The sequence below is a fragment of the Massilia agri genome, from assembly GCF_024753255.1.
GTDB classification, from domain to species: domain Bacteria; phylum Pseudomonadota; class Gammaproteobacteria; order Burkholderiales; family Burkholderiaceae_D; genus Telluria; species Telluria agri.
Genome location: NZ_JANUHA010000012.1, coordinates 54,807 through 68,974, shown reverse-complemented (window position 1 = coordinate 68,974; position 14,168 = coordinate 54,807). Strand labels below are relative to the sequence as shown.

Annotated in this window: 15 protein-coding genes; 5 read left to right on the top strand and 10 right to left on the bottom strand. The window is 66.7% G+C overall.

Going from position 1 to position 14,168, the window contains the following annotated elements:
• Window positions 1-47 precede the first annotated feature (47 nt).
• The 3 genes from NX780_RS16810 to NX780_RS16800 are packed head-to-tail and all read right to left on the bottom strand — an operon-like array spanning window position 48 to window position 2,250.
• Complete coding sequence (locus NX780_RS16810; RefSeq protein WP_258829029.1) at window positions 48-1,115, bottom strand: hypothetical protein; 1,068 nt, start codon at window positions 1,113-1,115, stop codon at window positions 48-50.
• Between the two features lie 39 nt (window positions 1,116-1,154).
• The gene (locus tag NX780_RS16805) at window positions 1,155-1,640 is read right to left on the bottom strand and encodes a hypothetical protein (protein ID WP_258829028.1); all 486 of its coding nucleotides are present in this window, start codon (window positions 1,638-1,640) and stop codon (window positions 1,155-1,157) included.
• A gap of 13 nt (window positions 1,641-1,653) precedes the next feature.
• Window positions 1,654-2,250 carry an RNA polymerase sigma factor gene (locus NX780_RS16800; RefSeq protein WP_258829027.1) on the bottom strand — a complete coding sequence of 199 codons (597 nt, stop codon included), beginning with the start codon at window positions 2,248-2,250 and terminating at the stop codon, window positions 1,654-1,656.
• A gap of 155 nt (window positions 2,251-2,405) precedes the next feature.
• On the opposite strand from NX780_RS16800, the gene NX780_RS16795 reads away from it, so the two are divergent.
• Entirely contained in the window at window positions 2,406-2,864 is a 459-nt protein-coding gene (locus NX780_RS16795) for a hypothetical protein (RefSeq protein ID WP_258829026.1), read from the top strand.
• 10 nt (window positions 2,865-2,874) lie between these two features.
• On the top strand, window positions 2,875-3,075 hold the full coding sequence (locus NX780_RS16790) for a hypothetical protein (RefSeq protein WP_258829025.1): 201 nt from the start codon (window positions 2,875-2,877) through the stop codon (window positions 3,073-3,075).
• On the opposite strand, the gene NX780_RS16785 is transcribed toward NX780_RS16790, so the two are convergent.
• The 6 genes from NX780_RS16785 to mepK all read right to left on the bottom strand — a co-directional run bounded on the left by NX780_RS16785 (window position 3,000) and on the right by mepK (window position 7,975).
• Window positions 3,000-3,443: a thioesterase family protein gene (locus NX780_RS16785; RefSeq protein ID WP_258829024.1), complete on the bottom strand. Its 444-nt coding sequence runs from the start codon at window positions 3,441-3,443 to the stop codon at window positions 3,000-3,002. The genes NX780_RS16790 and NX780_RS16785 overlap by 76 nt on opposite strands.
• A gap of 16 nt (window positions 3,444-3,459) precedes the next feature.
• Window positions 3,460-4,929 carry a PQQ-dependent sugar dehydrogenase gene (locus NX780_RS16780; RefSeq protein ID WP_258829023.1) on the bottom strand — a complete coding sequence of 490 codons (1,470 nt, stop codon included), beginning with the start codon at window positions 4,927-4,929 and terminating at the stop codon, window positions 3,460-3,462.
• Between the two features lie 68 nt (window positions 4,930-4,997).
• Window positions 4,998-6,287, bottom strand: coding sequence for a M20/M25/M40 family metallo-hydrolase (locus NX780_RS16775; protein ID WP_258829022.1), 1,290 nt, complete (start codon window positions 6,285-6,287; stop codon window positions 4,998-5,000).
• Between the two features lie 47 nt (window positions 6,288-6,334).
• Window positions 6,335-6,637: a hypothetical protein gene (locus NX780_RS16770; RefSeq protein ID WP_258829021.1), complete on the bottom strand. Its 303-nt coding sequence runs from the start codon at window positions 6,635-6,637 to the stop codon at window positions 6,335-6,337.
• Window positions 6,634-7,431, bottom strand: a complete 798-nt coding sequence (locus NX780_RS16765; protein ID WP_258829020.1) for a hypothetical protein — start codon at window positions 7,429-7,431, stop codon at window positions 6,634-6,636. The genes NX780_RS16770 and NX780_RS16765 overlap by 4 nt, the downstream gene beginning before the upstream one ends.
• 4 nt (window positions 7,432-7,435) lie before the next feature.
• Window positions 7,436-7,975: a peptidoglycan L,D-endopeptidase MepK gene (gene mepK, locus NX780_RS16760; protein ID WP_258829019.1), complete on the bottom strand. Its 540-nt coding sequence runs from the start codon at window positions 7,973-7,975 to the stop codon at window positions 7,436-7,438.
• 174 nt (window positions 7,976-8,149) lie between these two features.
• Here mepK and NX780_RS16755 point away from each other — a divergent pair, with 174 nt between their 5' ends.
• Both NX780_RS16755 and NX780_RS16750 read left to right on the top strand, forming a co-directional pair.
• Window positions 8,150-9,277, top strand: a complete 1,128-nt coding sequence (locus NX780_RS16755) for a PQQ-dependent sugar dehydrogenase (protein ID WP_258829018.1) — start codon at window positions 8,150-8,152, stop codon at window positions 9,275-9,277.
• Window positions 9,278-9,518: 241 nt separating this feature from the next.
• On the top strand, window positions 9,519-12,296 hold the full coding sequence (locus tag NX780_RS16750) for a M16 family metallopeptidase (RefSeq protein ID WP_258829017.1): 2,778 nt from the start codon (window positions 9,519-9,521) through the stop codon (window positions 12,294-12,296).
• A gap of 120 nt (window positions 12,297-12,416) precedes the next feature.
• On the opposite strand, the gene NX780_RS16745 is transcribed toward NX780_RS16750, so the two are convergent.
• Entirely contained in the window at window positions 12,417-13,484 is a 1,068-nt protein-coding gene (locus tag NX780_RS16745; RefSeq protein WP_258829016.1) for a serine hydrolase domain-containing protein, read from the bottom strand.
• Between the two features lie 92 nt (window positions 13,485-13,576).
• On the opposite strand from NX780_RS16745, the gene NX780_RS16740 reads away from it, so the two are divergent.
• Entirely contained in the window at window positions 13,577-14,167 is a 591-nt protein-coding gene (locus NX780_RS16740) for an isochorismatase family protein (RefSeq protein WP_258829015.1), read from the top strand.
• Window position 14,168: the final 1 nt, after the last annotated feature.

Genomic DNA, 14,168 nt, shown 5'->3' with positions numbered 1-14,168 from the left:
AACAATGGCGCCTCCAGGAGGCGCCATTTTTTTGGGGGCGGCCTGGATTACCGGGTCTTTTTCTCGACCCGGGCCCTGGCCATGGAGACCGGATCCTTGACGGTGTAGTCCGACGGCACGGTGAACAGCGCGGCGGCCGGCTCTTCGCGTTTCAGGTCTTCCAGGCGCAGCACGCTGTCGCCCGTGCGCGGATCGCTGCGCTTCTGGTAGACCACCACCTGCAATTCGGGCGAGGTCCAGGTCTCGGTGCTGACCACGATCGGAAGGCGGTTGCCGATCTCGCCGGCCGGGATCTCGTAGCTGCGCTCGCTGCCGGTCGCCTTCACGCCATTGAATTCGCGGGTGCCGAGGTCGCGGGTCTCGGTCTTGCGCTTGCTGAGCGCGTCCTCCAGCGCCGTGCCAAGCCGTTCGCCGAGCATGGGGCCGGGGCCCACCTGGGCGATGCGGATATTGACGTCCCTGTGCTCCTTGTCCCCGGGGCCGCGGCGCTCGACCTGCTTGATGATCACGCGTTCACCATCGCCCAGCTTGCCTTCCTTGCGCAGCTCTTCGATCCGGATGCGCGCCTGCTCGCCGGCGACACGCGCCTGGGCATGGGCCGCCCGCGCCGCGGCGGCGGCCACGCGCGCTTCCCCGGCCGCGGCGCGAGCCTGTTCACGTGCCGCGATGGCGGAGACATTCGGTGCGACGATCTTCATCGCGCTCTTGTCGCGCGGACGCAGGATGTAGCGCACGCCCTCGACCGGATCGTGGATCACCACGCTGCGCACTTCGCCGTCGGCGCCGCGCGTCTCGGTGCGGGTGCGGCCCGCGCTGTCGCGGTAGCTCATCGAGCTGCTCTTGTTGACGATCTGGTTGCCGTCGCCGAGGGTCCGGGTACGCTCGCTCACCATCTCGGCGCTGTAGGGTGCGTTCTTGACCAGCTTGCCGGGGCCCAGGTGCAGGACGGTGGCGTTGCCGTCGAGACTGAGCGCGTGTTCGAGCTGCGGCCCGATGCCTTCGGTGCTGCGGGTCACGATGCGCTGCACCTGGTCTTCCATCTCGAATTCTTCCGCGAGGGCCGGCGCGAAGGCGCAGGCCAGCAGTGCTGCAATCAGGATCTTCTTGGTCGTCATGGCTTCCTCTTGTGGTTGATCGGGGTTATCGATGGAGATTCAGTTCGTCGTGCTGAGCCGCACGGCCAGCGGCTGGCCGTCGGCGGCGACCAGCATCTCGGCGCGCACGGTGTCGGCCGCGTTGTCGGGACTGACCGGCACGCCCAGCGGGGCCAACGCCGTGCGCGGCACCTCGGCCTCGACCAGGCGCGCGTCCGGTTCGGCCTCGATCCGTTCGAGCGAGTCGAGGGCGACGAAGGCGGCGCCGCCGTCGATGCCGATGAGCGGCGGCCCGCCCACGCTGACGCTCTGGTGTGGCGACAGGGCCAGCAGTACGGCCATCGCCGTCAGCGAGCACAGCGCGCCGGCCGCGCCCCACTGGGGCAGGGTCAGGAAGCCGTACCAGGTACGCTTCGGGCGAAACCTTTGCTGGAAGGCCTGCATCAGCTCCTTTTCGACGCAGCGCGGCGTGTCCAGTGTGGCCAGCTCCTCGCGCAGCTGCTCGAGACGGGGCGCGAGCAGCGCCTCCTTGTCCTTGGTGTCCATTCGATCTACTCCTTCAATGCGTGAGGCATGGCGGCCGCGCCGCAGGGGCATGCGCCTGCAGGCGTTTGGCCAGGGCGGCGCGGCCGCGCGACAGGCGCGAGCGCACGGTGCCGATGTCGACCTGGCAGACCGTCGCGATCTCCAGGTAGGACAGCTCATGCAGTTCATACAGGATGACCACGTCGCGGTAGTGCGGGGCCAGCTGCGCCAGGGCACGCCGCACCTCCTCGGCCGCCTCGTTGCCCAGCAGGCGCACCAGCGGCTCGGCACCCTCGCAGGGCAGCTCCACCTCGCCGTCCTCGTCGCCGGGCTCCGGCAGGGCCACATGGCGCCCGCGGCCTTCCTCGGCCTTCAGGATGAGGTTGCGCGCCACGCCGAACAGGAAGTGCTGCAGCTGCCCGCGCAGGGCGTCGAACCGGAAGCGCCCGGTGAGCAGCCCCATGAAGGCTTCCTGCACCACGTCGGCCGCCGTGTCGCCCGAGCCGCAGCGCATCAGGGCGTAGCGGTAGAGCGGGCCCTGGTGGCGCCGGTAGAGCGCCGTGAAGGCGTCGGCGCGCCCGGCGTGCACCTGGCGCAGTAATTCCGTGTCGGGGGTCTCGTGAGTGCTCATGGTCGTCATCTTTACCTGTATTCCGGCAATCGATGCGAAAAGTTCCAGGAATTTTCGAAGCACACCACAGGTGGGGGAAGTGCTCGCGCATGGGTGCCCGCCGGGACCGAAGCTTTCTATAATTTCTTCTGAACAGAAATTAGAAGAAAACGATCATGACCATCCTTCGCAAGACCATCGCCATCCTGTCCTTTTCCCTGTGCGCCGGCGCCCATGCCGGCACGCCGGACGACCATTTCGTCCTGAGCCCCGCCCTGATCCAGAAGGTCAAGGCCGCCAATGCGGCGCTGGAAAAGGCCGATCTGCCCGAGCAGACCGAGGAGGAAGAAAAGGAAGACGACAAGTACCGCAAGAACGGCGAGCTGCCGGTCGAGCGCTTCATCCTGTCGGTTGAAAAACGGCCGGTCGCCAGGAGCATCGTGACAAAGCACGGCCTGTCGCCGAAGGAATACGGCCTGGCGAGCTACGCCCTCATCGACGCTTCGCTGTACCTGGCCCACGAAGCCATGGCGGGCAAGGCCGAGGCGGCCAAGATGCAGGCCAGGCTGACCCGCGAGCAGCAGGCCAATATCGCGCTGGTGCGCAAGCTCGGCCCCGTCGCCGCCTTCAAGTGAGCGGACGGCGATGAAGTATCTTCAATGGCTGCTGCTGGCCCTGTGCGGCTTCTTCGCGCAGCAGGCCGGGGCGCAGGCGCCGGAGGGCCTGCGCAGCCTGGGCAAGAACGTCGATCGCGTCGAACAGACGGTCGATCAGTCGATCCAGTTCACCCGGTCGAACTTGTTCCGGAAATCTTCCGGCATCGCCACGACCTGGCTCGATTTGTAGTTGAAGAAGACGAAGCCGGACTTCGCCATCGCGATCAGCTTGCGGTCGCGCGGGCGGGTGATGCGGAAGGTGATGTCTCCTCCGTACTTGTTGAAGTCCATGACGCCGACCTCGAACAGCAGCTGGTCGCGCGCATGCGCCTCGGCCCGGTAGGTGGTCGCCAGGTCGGTCACGATGATGCCGGTGCCGTCGCGCTCGGTCTCGGCGACGCCGAACTCGAACAGGAAACGCGCCCGCGCCTCGGAGATCATCGAGATCATCGAGTCGTTGCCGAGGTGGTTCGCGGCATTGATGTCGGTGACCCGTACCGACATCGGGGTCGAATAGTAGAACTGGTCTTCGGGGAAGGAGAGCTGTAAGCGTGCCATCTCGTCATTCTACTTCCTACTGGGCGGCGCGGACGATTTTATGGACGGTGCCGCGCGAGCTCAGAAGGTAGAGCTCCCCCTGGCCGTCCTGCCCGAAGGAGACCACATTGCCGATGGCGGCGATGTTCCACTCGCGCTGCTCGGTGATGTTGCCGCCGCTGGCAAGGAAGCTCTTCAGGAAACCGCGGCAGTAATCCGAATAGAAGTACCTGCCGGCCAGGCCGGGAATCGCGCTGCCGCGGTAGACGAAGCCGCCCGTGATCGAGCAGCCGTTGGCGTCGTTGGTCCCGTGGTCGTATTCGAAGGCGGGCAGGGTGAGGCCGCTCTTGTCGCAGGTGGCCGCGTTGTAGCACAGCGTGCCTTCCATCGTGTTCCAGCCATAGTTCAGGCCGACCGCATCGGCGGCGCCGATATTGACCTCTTCGCGCCGGTCCTGGCCGACGTCGCTGAGGTAGAGCTGGCTGCCGTCGAAGCTGAAGCGCCAGGGGTTGCGCAGGCCCGCCGCCCAGATCTCGGCGCGGCGCCCCGGCTGGTTCGCATAGGGATTGCCGGCCGGGATGGTATAGGGCTGGCCGGCCGTGGCATTGCGTACGTCGACCCGCAGCAGCTTGCCCAGCAGCGCATTCAGGTTCTGCCCGTTGCCCGCCGGGTCGCCGGCGCCGCCGCCGTCGCCCGTCCCCAAATAAAGATGGCCGTCCGGGCCAAAGGCGACCTGGCCGCCGAAGTGGTTGGTGAAGTTCGGGTGGGCGACGCGCAGGATCACGAGGCCGGAGGTGGCATCGGCCAGGTTGGGATTGCTGCCGGCCGTGAAGCGTTCGATGACGATGTTCTGCTGCGGGTCGGTGTAGTAGAGGTAGAAATAACGGTTGCTGGCGAATTGCGGGTCGAAGGCCATCGACAGCAAGCCGCCTTCGCCGCCGGTAAACACGCGCGCGCCGATGTCGAGGAAGGGGATGGGCAGCAGGCTGCCGTTTTCCACGATGCGCACGCGTCCGGGGCGCTCGAGCACGTAGAGGCGCGTGTCGCCGGCGGGGGCGGTGAGCCAGGTCGGGTTGTCCAGGTTGGACACGACTTCGCTCAGGGTGATGTTCACGGCCGTGCCGCCATAGGTGATGGTGGCGGTGGCGGTGCCGCCGGCGCTGACGACCGCGCTCTGGGTGGCGGGAGACGGATTGTAGGTGGTGCCGCCCACGGTAACGGGCGCGGCGGCGACGCTATAGCTGCCGGTGGCCAGGTTCGACAGGGTTTGCGAGCCGGTCAGGTCTTGCTGGTAATTGTTGGGGCCGGTGACGCGCACCGAGGCGTTGGCGCCGGCGGGCAGGCCGCTCGTGACGACGGCCAGGTTGCCGGTGGTGGCGCCCGGCGGCGTGGGGGAGGGGCCGGGCGTCCCGGGGCTGCCGCCTCCGCCGCCGCAGGCGGGCAGCAGGAGGAACAACACCAGCATGGGCAGGGACAGCAGGATCGTTCGCACACGTTCGGACAGCATCTCGGCCTCCATCGCGTTCAGCTTGTCCGGCTATTCTGCCAGCGAAGTCGTGCGCATGCACGCACCGCTCAGCGTGTCAGGCGGTAGATCAGCAGGGCTGCGCGGATCGCGGAACTTTCCAGGGATTTCAGGTCCACGCGCTCGTCCGGCCCGTGGGAGCCGCTACCGCTCGCGCCAAGGCCGTCCAGACTGTCGACGAGGGGCGCGACGAACTGGATGTCGCCGGCGCCGCGCGATTCCGGCGGCACCATGCCCACCGCACCCAGCCCGGCATCCTGGCTGGCCTGCGAATACTGGGCCAGCAGCTTCAGGTTGCCCGGCGTGACCGCCATCGGCGGATAGGAATCGCGGAAAGTGATCTTCGCGTCGGTCCCCGGCAGGTGCTGCTCCACGATGGCGCGCATGCGGGCCTGGGCGCGGTCGCGCTGGGCGTAGTCGAGGTAGCGCAGGTCGGCGCGCACGGTGACGCGGTTGGCGATGACATTGGTCTTGCCGGCCACGGTGCCGGTGGAATTCGCCTCATCGAAGGCGACCTCGGTGCCGCCCAGGATCACGCCCGGGTTGAAGGTCAGGCCCGGTTCCGCCACCTCGCGACGGAATGCGTCGAGGATGCGGGCGGCTTCGTAGACGGCGCCGAAGCCGTTGACGCCGAACACGCTCATCGAATGGCCCTGGCGGGCCGTCACGTCGAGGTCGAAGCTGGCGGTGGCGCGGCGGCCGACGGTGGCCATCGGCTGCCCGTCCTTGCCGATCGCGGCTTCGAAGCTGAGCGCGATGTCGCTGCGCTTGGCCAGCTCGACCATGTCGCGCCGCGAGACCTCGCGCGGGTAGCCGGCTTCCTCCTCGTCGCCGGTGAACAGGACGGTGATGGTGGTGTCGTCCAGCGCCCCGGCCTGCTGGAGGGCGCGCAGGGCCGCGATCACGATCACATTGCCGCCCTTCATGTCGCCCACGCCCTGGCCGCGCGCGCTGTCGCCTTCGCGCTGCCACAGCGGGCCCGGCGCGCTCTGCTCGAACACGGTATCGAGGTGGCCGAGGAGCAGCAGGCGCTTGCCTTTCTTGCCCGTGCGGGTGGCGACCAGGTGGCCGGCGCGTCCCATCTCCTTGGGCATGTCGAGCCAGGCGGTCTTGAAGCCGAGCTTGTCGAGCTCCGCGCGGAACACGTCGCCGGTGGCGCGCACGCCGGCCAGGTTCAGGGTGCCGCTATTGATGCGGGCGCTGCGGGCCAGGAGCTCGATGGCCTGGGGCTGCCAGGCGGTCACACTGGCCGTGATGCGCTGCTCGGTAGACGAAAGATTCGCGGCCTGTGCACACAGGGCGGTACTCAGGAGCAGCGGGAGGGCAAGCTTGCGCAGCATGTCGGCATCCTTGGCAATGAAGAATGCACAACTCTACTACGGATGAGTCAGGGCAGGGCGGCAGGACGGGTCCGGGTCTTGGTGACGACACCTGCGGGATTGATGAGCACGACGAATTCACTGAACTGCCCGCCGCCGGCCGGAGACTGGTAGACCCAGCTCTCAAAGCCACTGTCGAACACCACGCTCTTGGTCGGCCCGAAGGCGGCCAGCAATTGCGCCCTGGTGGTCGTGCCGGGCACCACCGTCTGCTGCAGGCGGTCGAGCGCCACCTGTGCACCGGGCGGCGCGGATGTGCCGGCGCAACCGGCCAGCAGGCACAAGGAGACAATGAACGCGAGCAGCTTCACGGCGCATCCTCCATGTATTCGAACTCCACCAGCGTGTCGTCCGGCCAGGCCGCGTCCCAGATCGGGGCATAGAAAGTGCGGTCGAGCATGACCTGGCAATCGCAGTATTGCAGATCGGTCTTCGACTGTTCGCCGCCGGCGTAGAGCATGCGGAAGGGCAGCGTTTCGACGCGCTCGCCCGCGCGCAGGCGCACCGCGAAGATGGGGCGCTCGGAAAAATAGAGGTAATTGCCGTTCGGGCTGCCGCAGACCTGTTCGGGTGAGGTGAGGGCCTCGTTGATCCAGCTGAACAGCGGCGAGCTGTTCGACACCAGGCCGGCCTCGACGCCGACCCGGCACTCGAGGCGCATGTCGCCCAGGCGCCGGGTTCCCGGCGGCAGGCCGGGCGTGACGATGAGGGCGCGCCAGGTCATGCTGGTGGTCTTGCGGTTGGCCAGCACGGCGGCGTCCTCGCGCAGCGCGGTCTCGTTACGCGGCAGCACGAAGCTGTTGTCTTCGGCGACGGGGACCGGCACGCTGACCGTATTGCCGGCCACCCGCAGGGTGATGCCGCGCATCTCCACCGTGGGCGAGCGCGGCAGCAGCTGGAAACGCAGGGGCGCATTCGGGGCCATGGCACGCTCGCGCTCGAAGCGTTCCATGCCCCGGATCATTTTTCGATAAGATTTGTCGACCGGATCGCGGGTCGATTGCACCGTGACGGTGGCGGGCTGGCCGGATTGCGACAGCGCAGGGGCAGGCAGGCCCGCGAGGCAGGCCAGCAGGAGGATGACGCGGTCGGCTTGCCGCGCCATGGTCTTACCAGTAACGGACGCGGCCGGTGTCCATGTGGACGAACTGCGAGTCGGCGTAGTAGCCGACGCCGCCGCCCTTGAGCGACATGGCCGCCTTGTGCAGCATGCGCAGGTCCTTGCCCGGCAGGCGGATGTCGATGGCCTTGGCATCCATGTGCAGGCTGCGCTTGGCGACCCCGTTGCTGGCCGCGTGCAGCTTGGCGTTCGACTCCGGCGAGCGGTAGCCGGAGATGATGTGCAGCTCCTTGTTATTGTCCAGCTTGCTGTTGAGCTGGGTGAGCAGGAGCAGCAGCTCGGGATCCATCTGGGCCACCTTGTTGTTGCGGTGGTCGCGCAGGACCTTGTTGATGTCTTTCATGGCATCCGGAATGAACTCGCCTTCGGCCCAGAACACGGTGTTCAGCTTTTCGCCGGTGTGCGTGTTGTACAGGCGCAGGGTACGCTCGCCGGGAGCGGCTTGTGCTGTTTTGGCAAGGGCTGGGATGCTGAGGGTGGGAGCTGCTGCGAGGAGGGAGGACTTCAGGAATGCGCGTCGTTGCATCATCGGATGGAATCCTTATGAAGGTTCAACTGAAACGTGAATTCTACGCCTCTTGGGTTTAACGTGCAGAGAAAATGCAGGAAATCGCGGCAAATGCGCTACTTTATTGACGTTTTGAACAATTTTAGGAGCAATCAGATGACGAGTTATCAATCATTTGCTGTGTCTGTTGCCGTCTTGTCCACCCTGCTTGCGACACATGTCCAGGCCCAGGTCATCCAGACGAGCGGCGAGCCGCCGAAAGCGAAGGGCTGGCGCGCCGAGACCGTCGTGGACGGCCTGCCCCAGCCCTGGGGCATGGCCTGGCTGGCCGACGGCCGCATCCTCGTCACCGGCAAGGAAGGCACGCTGCACCTGGTGGACGGCAAGCGCGTGGCGGCGGTGCCGGTCGAGGGCTTGCCCGAGCTGTTCGCCAGTGGCCAGGGCGGCCTGCTCGACATCGCCGTCCATCCCGCCGACAAGGGGGCCAATGCGCGCGTCTACATGACGATGTCCAGCGGCACCTCGAGCGCCAACCGGACCGTGCTGGTGCAGGGCGTCTTCGACGGCAAGCGGGTGCACGGCGTGAAGACGCTCTTTTCCGCCTCGCCCGCGAAGAGCGGCGGCCAGCACTTCGGTTCGCGCATCGTGTTCCTGAAGGACGGCACCCTGTTGATGAGCATCGGCGACGGCGGCAATCCGCCCCAGCGCGTGGGCAATATGCTGGCGCGCGACCAGGCCCAGAACCTGGGCAGCCACAACGGTTCCATCCTGCGCCTGACGGGCGAGGGCAAGCCGGCGCCCGGCAATCCGCTGGCGAACCGGCAGGGCGCGCTGCCGGAACTGTGGAGCATCGGCCACCGCAACATCCAGGGCATCGCGGTCGACCCGCAGAGCGGGCGCGTCTGGGCCAGCGAGCACGGCCCGCGCGGCGGCGACGAGATCAACCTGATCGAGGGCGGCAAGAACTACGGCTGGCCGCTGCAGAGCTATGGCGCCGACTACAGCAGCCGCGAACCGGTCGGCACGAAGAACGTGCCCGGCATGGTGCAGCCGCTGCTGGCCTGGGTGCCCTCGCCGGCGCCCTCGGGCCTGGTGTACTACACCGGCAAGGCCTTCCCGCAATGGCAGGGCAGCCTGCTCTCCGGCGGACTGGCCTCGAAGGACATCCGCCGCATCGCCTTCGACGCCCAGGGCAAGGTGGTGAAGCAGGAACAGCTCGACATCGGCAAGCGCGTGCGCGACGTGCGCCAGGGGCCGGACGGGCAGTTGTATGCATTGACCGATGAGGACAAGGGCAGTTTGCTCAGGATCGTGCCGCAATGATTTCCGTAGGGTGGTCGGGTCCCCCGACCGCGCGTCCAGCCAGACCATGCGTTGCCACGGTGCGACCGGGAGTTGGACGCGCGGTCGGCAGAGCGTGATCTGGTCCACCGGACCAGATCACCCCTACGAATGCGCTGTGCATGGATTCTTCGTCATTCGTCGCATTGCCATTGTTGCCACAAGAAAAGCTGCCTAGAATGCTCCATCGCATCCATTCCGGATGGTCCTTTGGAGGAGCAGCATGGCAGTATCCCTTCGTCGCAGCACCCAGCTGGCCGCAGCGCTCGCGCTTGCCTTCGGCATGTCCGCCGTCCAGGCGGCCCCGGCCAAGCAATCCAGCACCCCCGACATTCCGATCCCGAATGTTCCCTACACCAAGTTCACCCTGAAGAACGGGCTGACCGTGCTGGTGCACGAAGACCACAAGACCCCGGTGGTGGCGATCAACACCTGGTACCACGTGGGCTCGAAGAATGAAAAGCCGGGCAAGACCGGCTTCGCCCACCTGTTCGAACACCTGATGTTCAGCGGCAGCGACAACTTCAAGAAGACCTACCTGAACGCCATGGAAGGCATCGGCGCGACCGACCTGAACGGCACCACGAATACCGACCGCACCAACTACTTCCAGAACGTGCCGACCTCGATGCTGGACTATGCGCTGTTCGCCGAAAGCGACCGCATGGGCCACCTGCTCGGCACCGTCGACCAGAAGAAGCTCGACCTGCAGCGCGGCGTCGTGCAGAACGAGAAGCGCCAGGGCGAGAACCAGCCCTACGGCGTCGCCTACGAGCTGCTGGTGACGAACACCTACCCGGTCGGCCACCCTTACTCCTGGACCGTGATCGGCAAGATGGAAGACCTCGACGCGGCCACCATGACCGACGTGCAGGAATGGTTCAAGAAGAACTACGGCCCGAACAACACCGTGCTGGTGCTGTCCGGCGACATTACCCCGGAAGTGGCGCGCCAGAAGGTCGAGCAGTACTACGGCCATATTCCACCGGGCCCGCCGCTGGCCAAGCATGAAGCCTGGATCGCCAAGCGCACCGGCACCCACCGCACGGTCGTGCAGGACCGCGTGCCGCAGTCGCGCATCTACCGTACCTGGAACGTGCCGGGCGCGAACACGCCCGAAGAAGCGCAGCTGGATCTCGCGGCCCTGGTGCTCGGCGGCGGCAAGACCTCGCGCCTGTACAAGCGCCTGGTCTACAAGGACCAGATCGCGACCAGCGCCGTCGCCAGCGACGACGCGTCGGAAATCGGCGGCCAGTTCGACATGACCCTGACCGCGCGTCCGGGCGCCGACGTGGCGAAGATGGAACGCATCGCCGACGAAGAGCTGAAGGCCCTGATGAAGAACGGCCCGACGGAAGCCGAACTGCGCCTGGCCAAGACCGCCATCCTGGCCCGCTACACCCGCATGATCGAGCGCGTCGGCGGCTTCGGCGGCAAGAGCGACCTGCTGGCATCGTGCCAGACCTTCACCGGCAATCCGGACTGCTACAAGGTCTACCTCCAGCGCATCAAGGACGCCACCCCGGCATCCGTGAAGAAGGCCATGAACGACTGGCTGAGCGACGGCGACTTCATCCTGCAGGTCGACCCGTATCCGACCGGCCTGGCCGCCGGCAAGCCGGGCGTGGACCGCAGCAAGGAGCCGGCGCTCGGCAAGCCGATGGCGCTCAAGCTCCCGGAAATGCAGAAGACGACCCTGTCGAACGGCCTGAAGGTCGTGCTGGCCGAGCGTCACGAAGCGCCGGTGGTCAACTTCCAGCTGCTGGTCGACAGCGGCTACGCCTCGGATGCGGCGGACAAGCCGGGCGTCGCCAGCCTGGCCATGCGCATGCTGGAAGAGGGCACCAGGACCCGCAAGTCGCTGGAAATCGGCGAAGCCTTCGAAAGCCTGGGCGCCCAGTTCGGCGCCGGCGCCAGCCTCGACAGCGGCACCGTGTACATGAACACGCTCAAGGCCACCATGCCGCAGGCGCTGGCGTTGTACTCGGACCTGATCCTGAACCCGTCCTTCCCGCAGAACGAGTTCGAACGCCTGCAGAAGGACCGCCTGGCTGCGATCGCGCGCGAGAAGACCGTGCCGCAGCTGATGGCGCTGCGCGTGCTGCCCGAAATCCTGTACGGCAAGGACCATCCCTATGCCAAGCCCTTCACCGGCACCGGCACCGAGGACGCCGTCAAGCGCATGAGCCGCGACGACCTGGTGAAGTACCACGCCACCTGGTTCAAGCCGAACAACGCGACCCTGCTGGTGGTGGGCGATACCACCCTGGCCGAGATCAAGCCGCAGCTCGAGAAAGCCTTCGCGGGTTGGAAAGCCGGCGAGGTGCCGAAGAAGGTGCTGGCCAAGGTGCCTGCGCCTGAAAAGAGCGTGGTCTACCTGGTCGACCGTCCGGGCGCGCTGCAGAGCGTGATCGTGGGCGCCCAGCTGGCTGGTCCGCGCAACGATCCGGACGCGCTGCCGCTGGAGATCGTCAACGACCTGTTCGGCGGCACCTTCAGCTCGCGCATCAACATGAACCTGCGCGAAGACAAGCACTGGTCCTATGGCGTGCGCAGCCTGCTGCAGCCGGCCCTGGGCCAGCGTCCCTTCATGAGCGTCTCGCCGGTGCAGACCGACAAGACCCGCGAAGCGATGCAGGAACTGGTGCGCGAGTACCGCGACATCGCGGGCGGCAAGCCGATCACGGCGGAAGAGTTGAAGGCTGCGGTCGACAACAACACCCTGGGTCTGCCGGGCGGCTTCGAAACCGCGGGCCAGCTCACCGGCGCCTACAGCAACATCGTGCAGTTCGGCCTGCCGGACGACTACTACAACAGCTACACCCAGAAGGCCCTGTCGCTTACCCCGGCGCAGGCCAATGCCCTGGCGGCGCGCAGCTTCACGCCGGACCGCCTGGTGTGGATCGTGGTCGGCGACATGAGCAAGGTCGAATCCGGCATCCGCGCGCTGAACATCGGCGAAGTCCGCAAGATCGACGCGGACGGCAAGCCGGTACAGTAAGCGGCCGATGCTTTCGTAGGGTGGACGGGTTTCCCGTCCGCGCGTTCAACCAGCCGCGGAGCAGTCGCACCGCATCCGTTCACACGGGAGTCGAACGCGCGGACGGCGAAGCCGTCCACCCTACATATCAGTAAACAGGGCGGTCGCGATCTTGCCCAGTTCCGTCTGCGTCATGTCGGTATTGTTCAGCATGACGACGGCGCGGCCATCGGCCAGGTCGTAGGCCAGCACGCTCTTGTATCCCCCGAAGGCGCCCGTTTCCCATGCCAGGGAGCGGGCGCCTTGTTTCGTCTGCACGGTCTGCACGCGCCCGCCCAGCGCGTAGTGCTCGCCTGCGTCGTGGACCGTGGACAGTTCACGCAGGGCGGCCGGCGACAGCAGTTTCTTGCGGTAGACCGCGTCCGCGATCGCGACCAGGTCCGCCGCCGTGCTGTACAAGGTGCCGCTGGCCGCGATCATCGGCGGGGCGGACGGCGTCTTGCGCTTGCCGTCGGCCGCATAGCCCACGGCCATGCCGACCTCATCCTCGTAGCCGGTGGCGGCGAAGCCGGTGTCCTTCACGCCGGCCGGCCCCAGCACCAGTTCCTGCACGCTCTCGGTGAACGGCTTCTTCGTCGCCCGTTCGACGATGGCGGCCACGAGCACGTAGTTCACCACCGAGTAGTCGAAGCGCTCGCCCGGCTTGAAGGCGAGCGGTCCCCTGGCGAAGCGCAGCGCTGCCTCGACCGGGCCGATTTCCAGGTCGCGCACCTTGCTGTCCTTGCCGAGCGCTTCCGCCAGGCCGTTCGGGATGCCGCTGCGGTGCGACAGCAGCTGGCGCAAGGTCACCGCGCCGTTTTCAGGCGGCAGTTCCGGCAGGTGGCGGGCGATCGGGGCGCCGAGCTCGAGCGTCCCCATGTCCACCAGGCGCAGCACGGTCACGGCGGCGATCCACTTGGTGGACGAGCCGATCATGAAGCGGGTTTCCTTCGTATTGGCCTGCGACTCTTCGCGCAGCGCCAGGCCGGCCGCCTTGATGACGAGCGGAGAATCCGCATGCTTGCGCACGGCGGCCACGCCGCTATAGCCGGCAGGCAGGTGGCGCTCGATCAGGGGACCGGTAGTGAGGCTGGAAATGGCCGCGCAGCCAGGCAGGATGGCGGCGCCGGCGGCGAGTGAGGAAAGGTGGATGAACTGGCGACGTTGCATGCTTCCTCCGGAAAGAATAGTCGAGGCATTGTAGCCGTGTGCGCCGCACCCGGCCTGATTCATGAATACTGCGCGCGAGGAGGTAACAAGCAATGACCGAACACACCCTGATTCTCGCGCGCACGGCGCTCGTCCTGATCGACCTGCAGAACAGCAACGTCAAGCGCGAGCTGGCGCCTTATACGGCCGAGCAGACGGTCGGCAACTGCGTGCTGCTGGCGCAGGAAATGCGCAGCCGCGGCGCCATGGTCGTCTACGTGCGTGTTTTACTCAACGAACTGCCGGTCCCGCTGGCCGATGCGCCGATGCGCCCGCCCGGCGCGGCTGCGCCACCCTACGATGCGTCCGAACTGGCCGAGATGGCCGGGGTGGAAGCGACCGACATCGTCGTCACCAAGCGCCAGTGGGGCGCCTTCTACGGCACGGAGCTGGACCAGCTGCTGCGCCGGCGCCACATCGACACCCTGCTGCTGGGCGGGATCGCGACGAATTTCGGTGTGGAATCGACGGCGCGCGCGGCGTTTGACCGCAGCTACAAGCTGGTATTCGCGGAAGATGCGATGTCGAGCATGGACGCCGAGGCCCATCATTTCGCCTGCAAGCACATCTTCCCGAAGATGGGCAGGGTACGCTCGACGCGCGCCCTGATCGACATGCTGCATGCGGGGACGGGGGACGCCTGAG

Excerpts from the sequence above, each read along its gene's own strand:
- NX780_RS16810 (WP_258829029.1), bottom strand. The coding sequence starts at position 1,115 with ATGACGACCAAGAAGATCCTGATTGCAGCACTGCTGGCCTGCGCCTTC.
- NX780_RS16795 (WP_258829026.1), top strand. The coding sequence starts at position 2,406 with ATGACCATCCTTCGCAAGACCATCGCCATCCTGTCCTTTTCCCTGTGC.
- NX780_RS16765 (WP_258829020.1), bottom strand. The coding sequence starts at position 7,431 with ATGGCGCGGCAAGCCGACCGCGTCATCCTCCTGCTGGCCTGCCTCGCG.
- NX780_RS16745 (WP_258829016.1), bottom strand. The coding sequence starts at position 13,484 with ATGCAACGTCGCCAGTTCATCCACCTTTCCTCACTCGCCGCCGGCGCC.
- NX780_RS16780 (WP_258829023.1), bottom strand. The coding sequence starts at position 4,929 with ATGCTGTCCGAACGTGTGCGAACGATCCTGCTGTCCCTGCCCATGCTG.
- NX780_RS16805 (WP_258829028.1), bottom strand. The coding sequence starts at position 1,640 with ATGGACACCAAGGACAAGGAGGCGCTGCTCGCGCCCCGTCTCGAGCAG.
- NX780_RS16750 (WP_258829017.1), top strand. The coding sequence starts at position 9,519 with ATGGCAGTATCCCTTCGTCGCAGCACCCAGCTGGCCGCAGCGCTCGCG.
- mepK (WP_258829019.1), bottom strand. The coding sequence starts at position 7,975 with ATGATGCAACGACGCGCATTCCTGAAGTCCTCCCTCCTCGCAGCAGCT.
- NX780_RS16740 (WP_258829015.1), top strand. The coding sequence starts at position 13,577 with ATGACCGAACACACCCTGATTCTCGCGCGCACGGCGCTCGTCCTGATC.
- NX780_RS16775 (WP_258829022.1), bottom strand. The coding sequence starts at position 6,287 with ATGCTGCGCAAGCTTGCCCTCCCGCTGCTCCTGAGTACCGCCCTGTGT.
- NX780_RS16800 (WP_258829027.1), bottom strand. The coding sequence starts at position 2,250 with ATGAGCACTCACGAGACCCCCGACACGGAATTACTGCGCCAGGTGCAC.
- NX780_RS16790 (WP_258829025.1), top strand. The coding sequence starts at position 2,875 with ATGAAGTATCTTCAATGGCTGCTGCTGGCCCTGTGCGGCTTCTTCGCG.
- NX780_RS16785 (WP_258829024.1), bottom strand. The coding sequence starts at position 3,443 with ATGGCACGCTTACAGCTCTCCTTCCCCGAAGACCAGTTCTACTATTCG.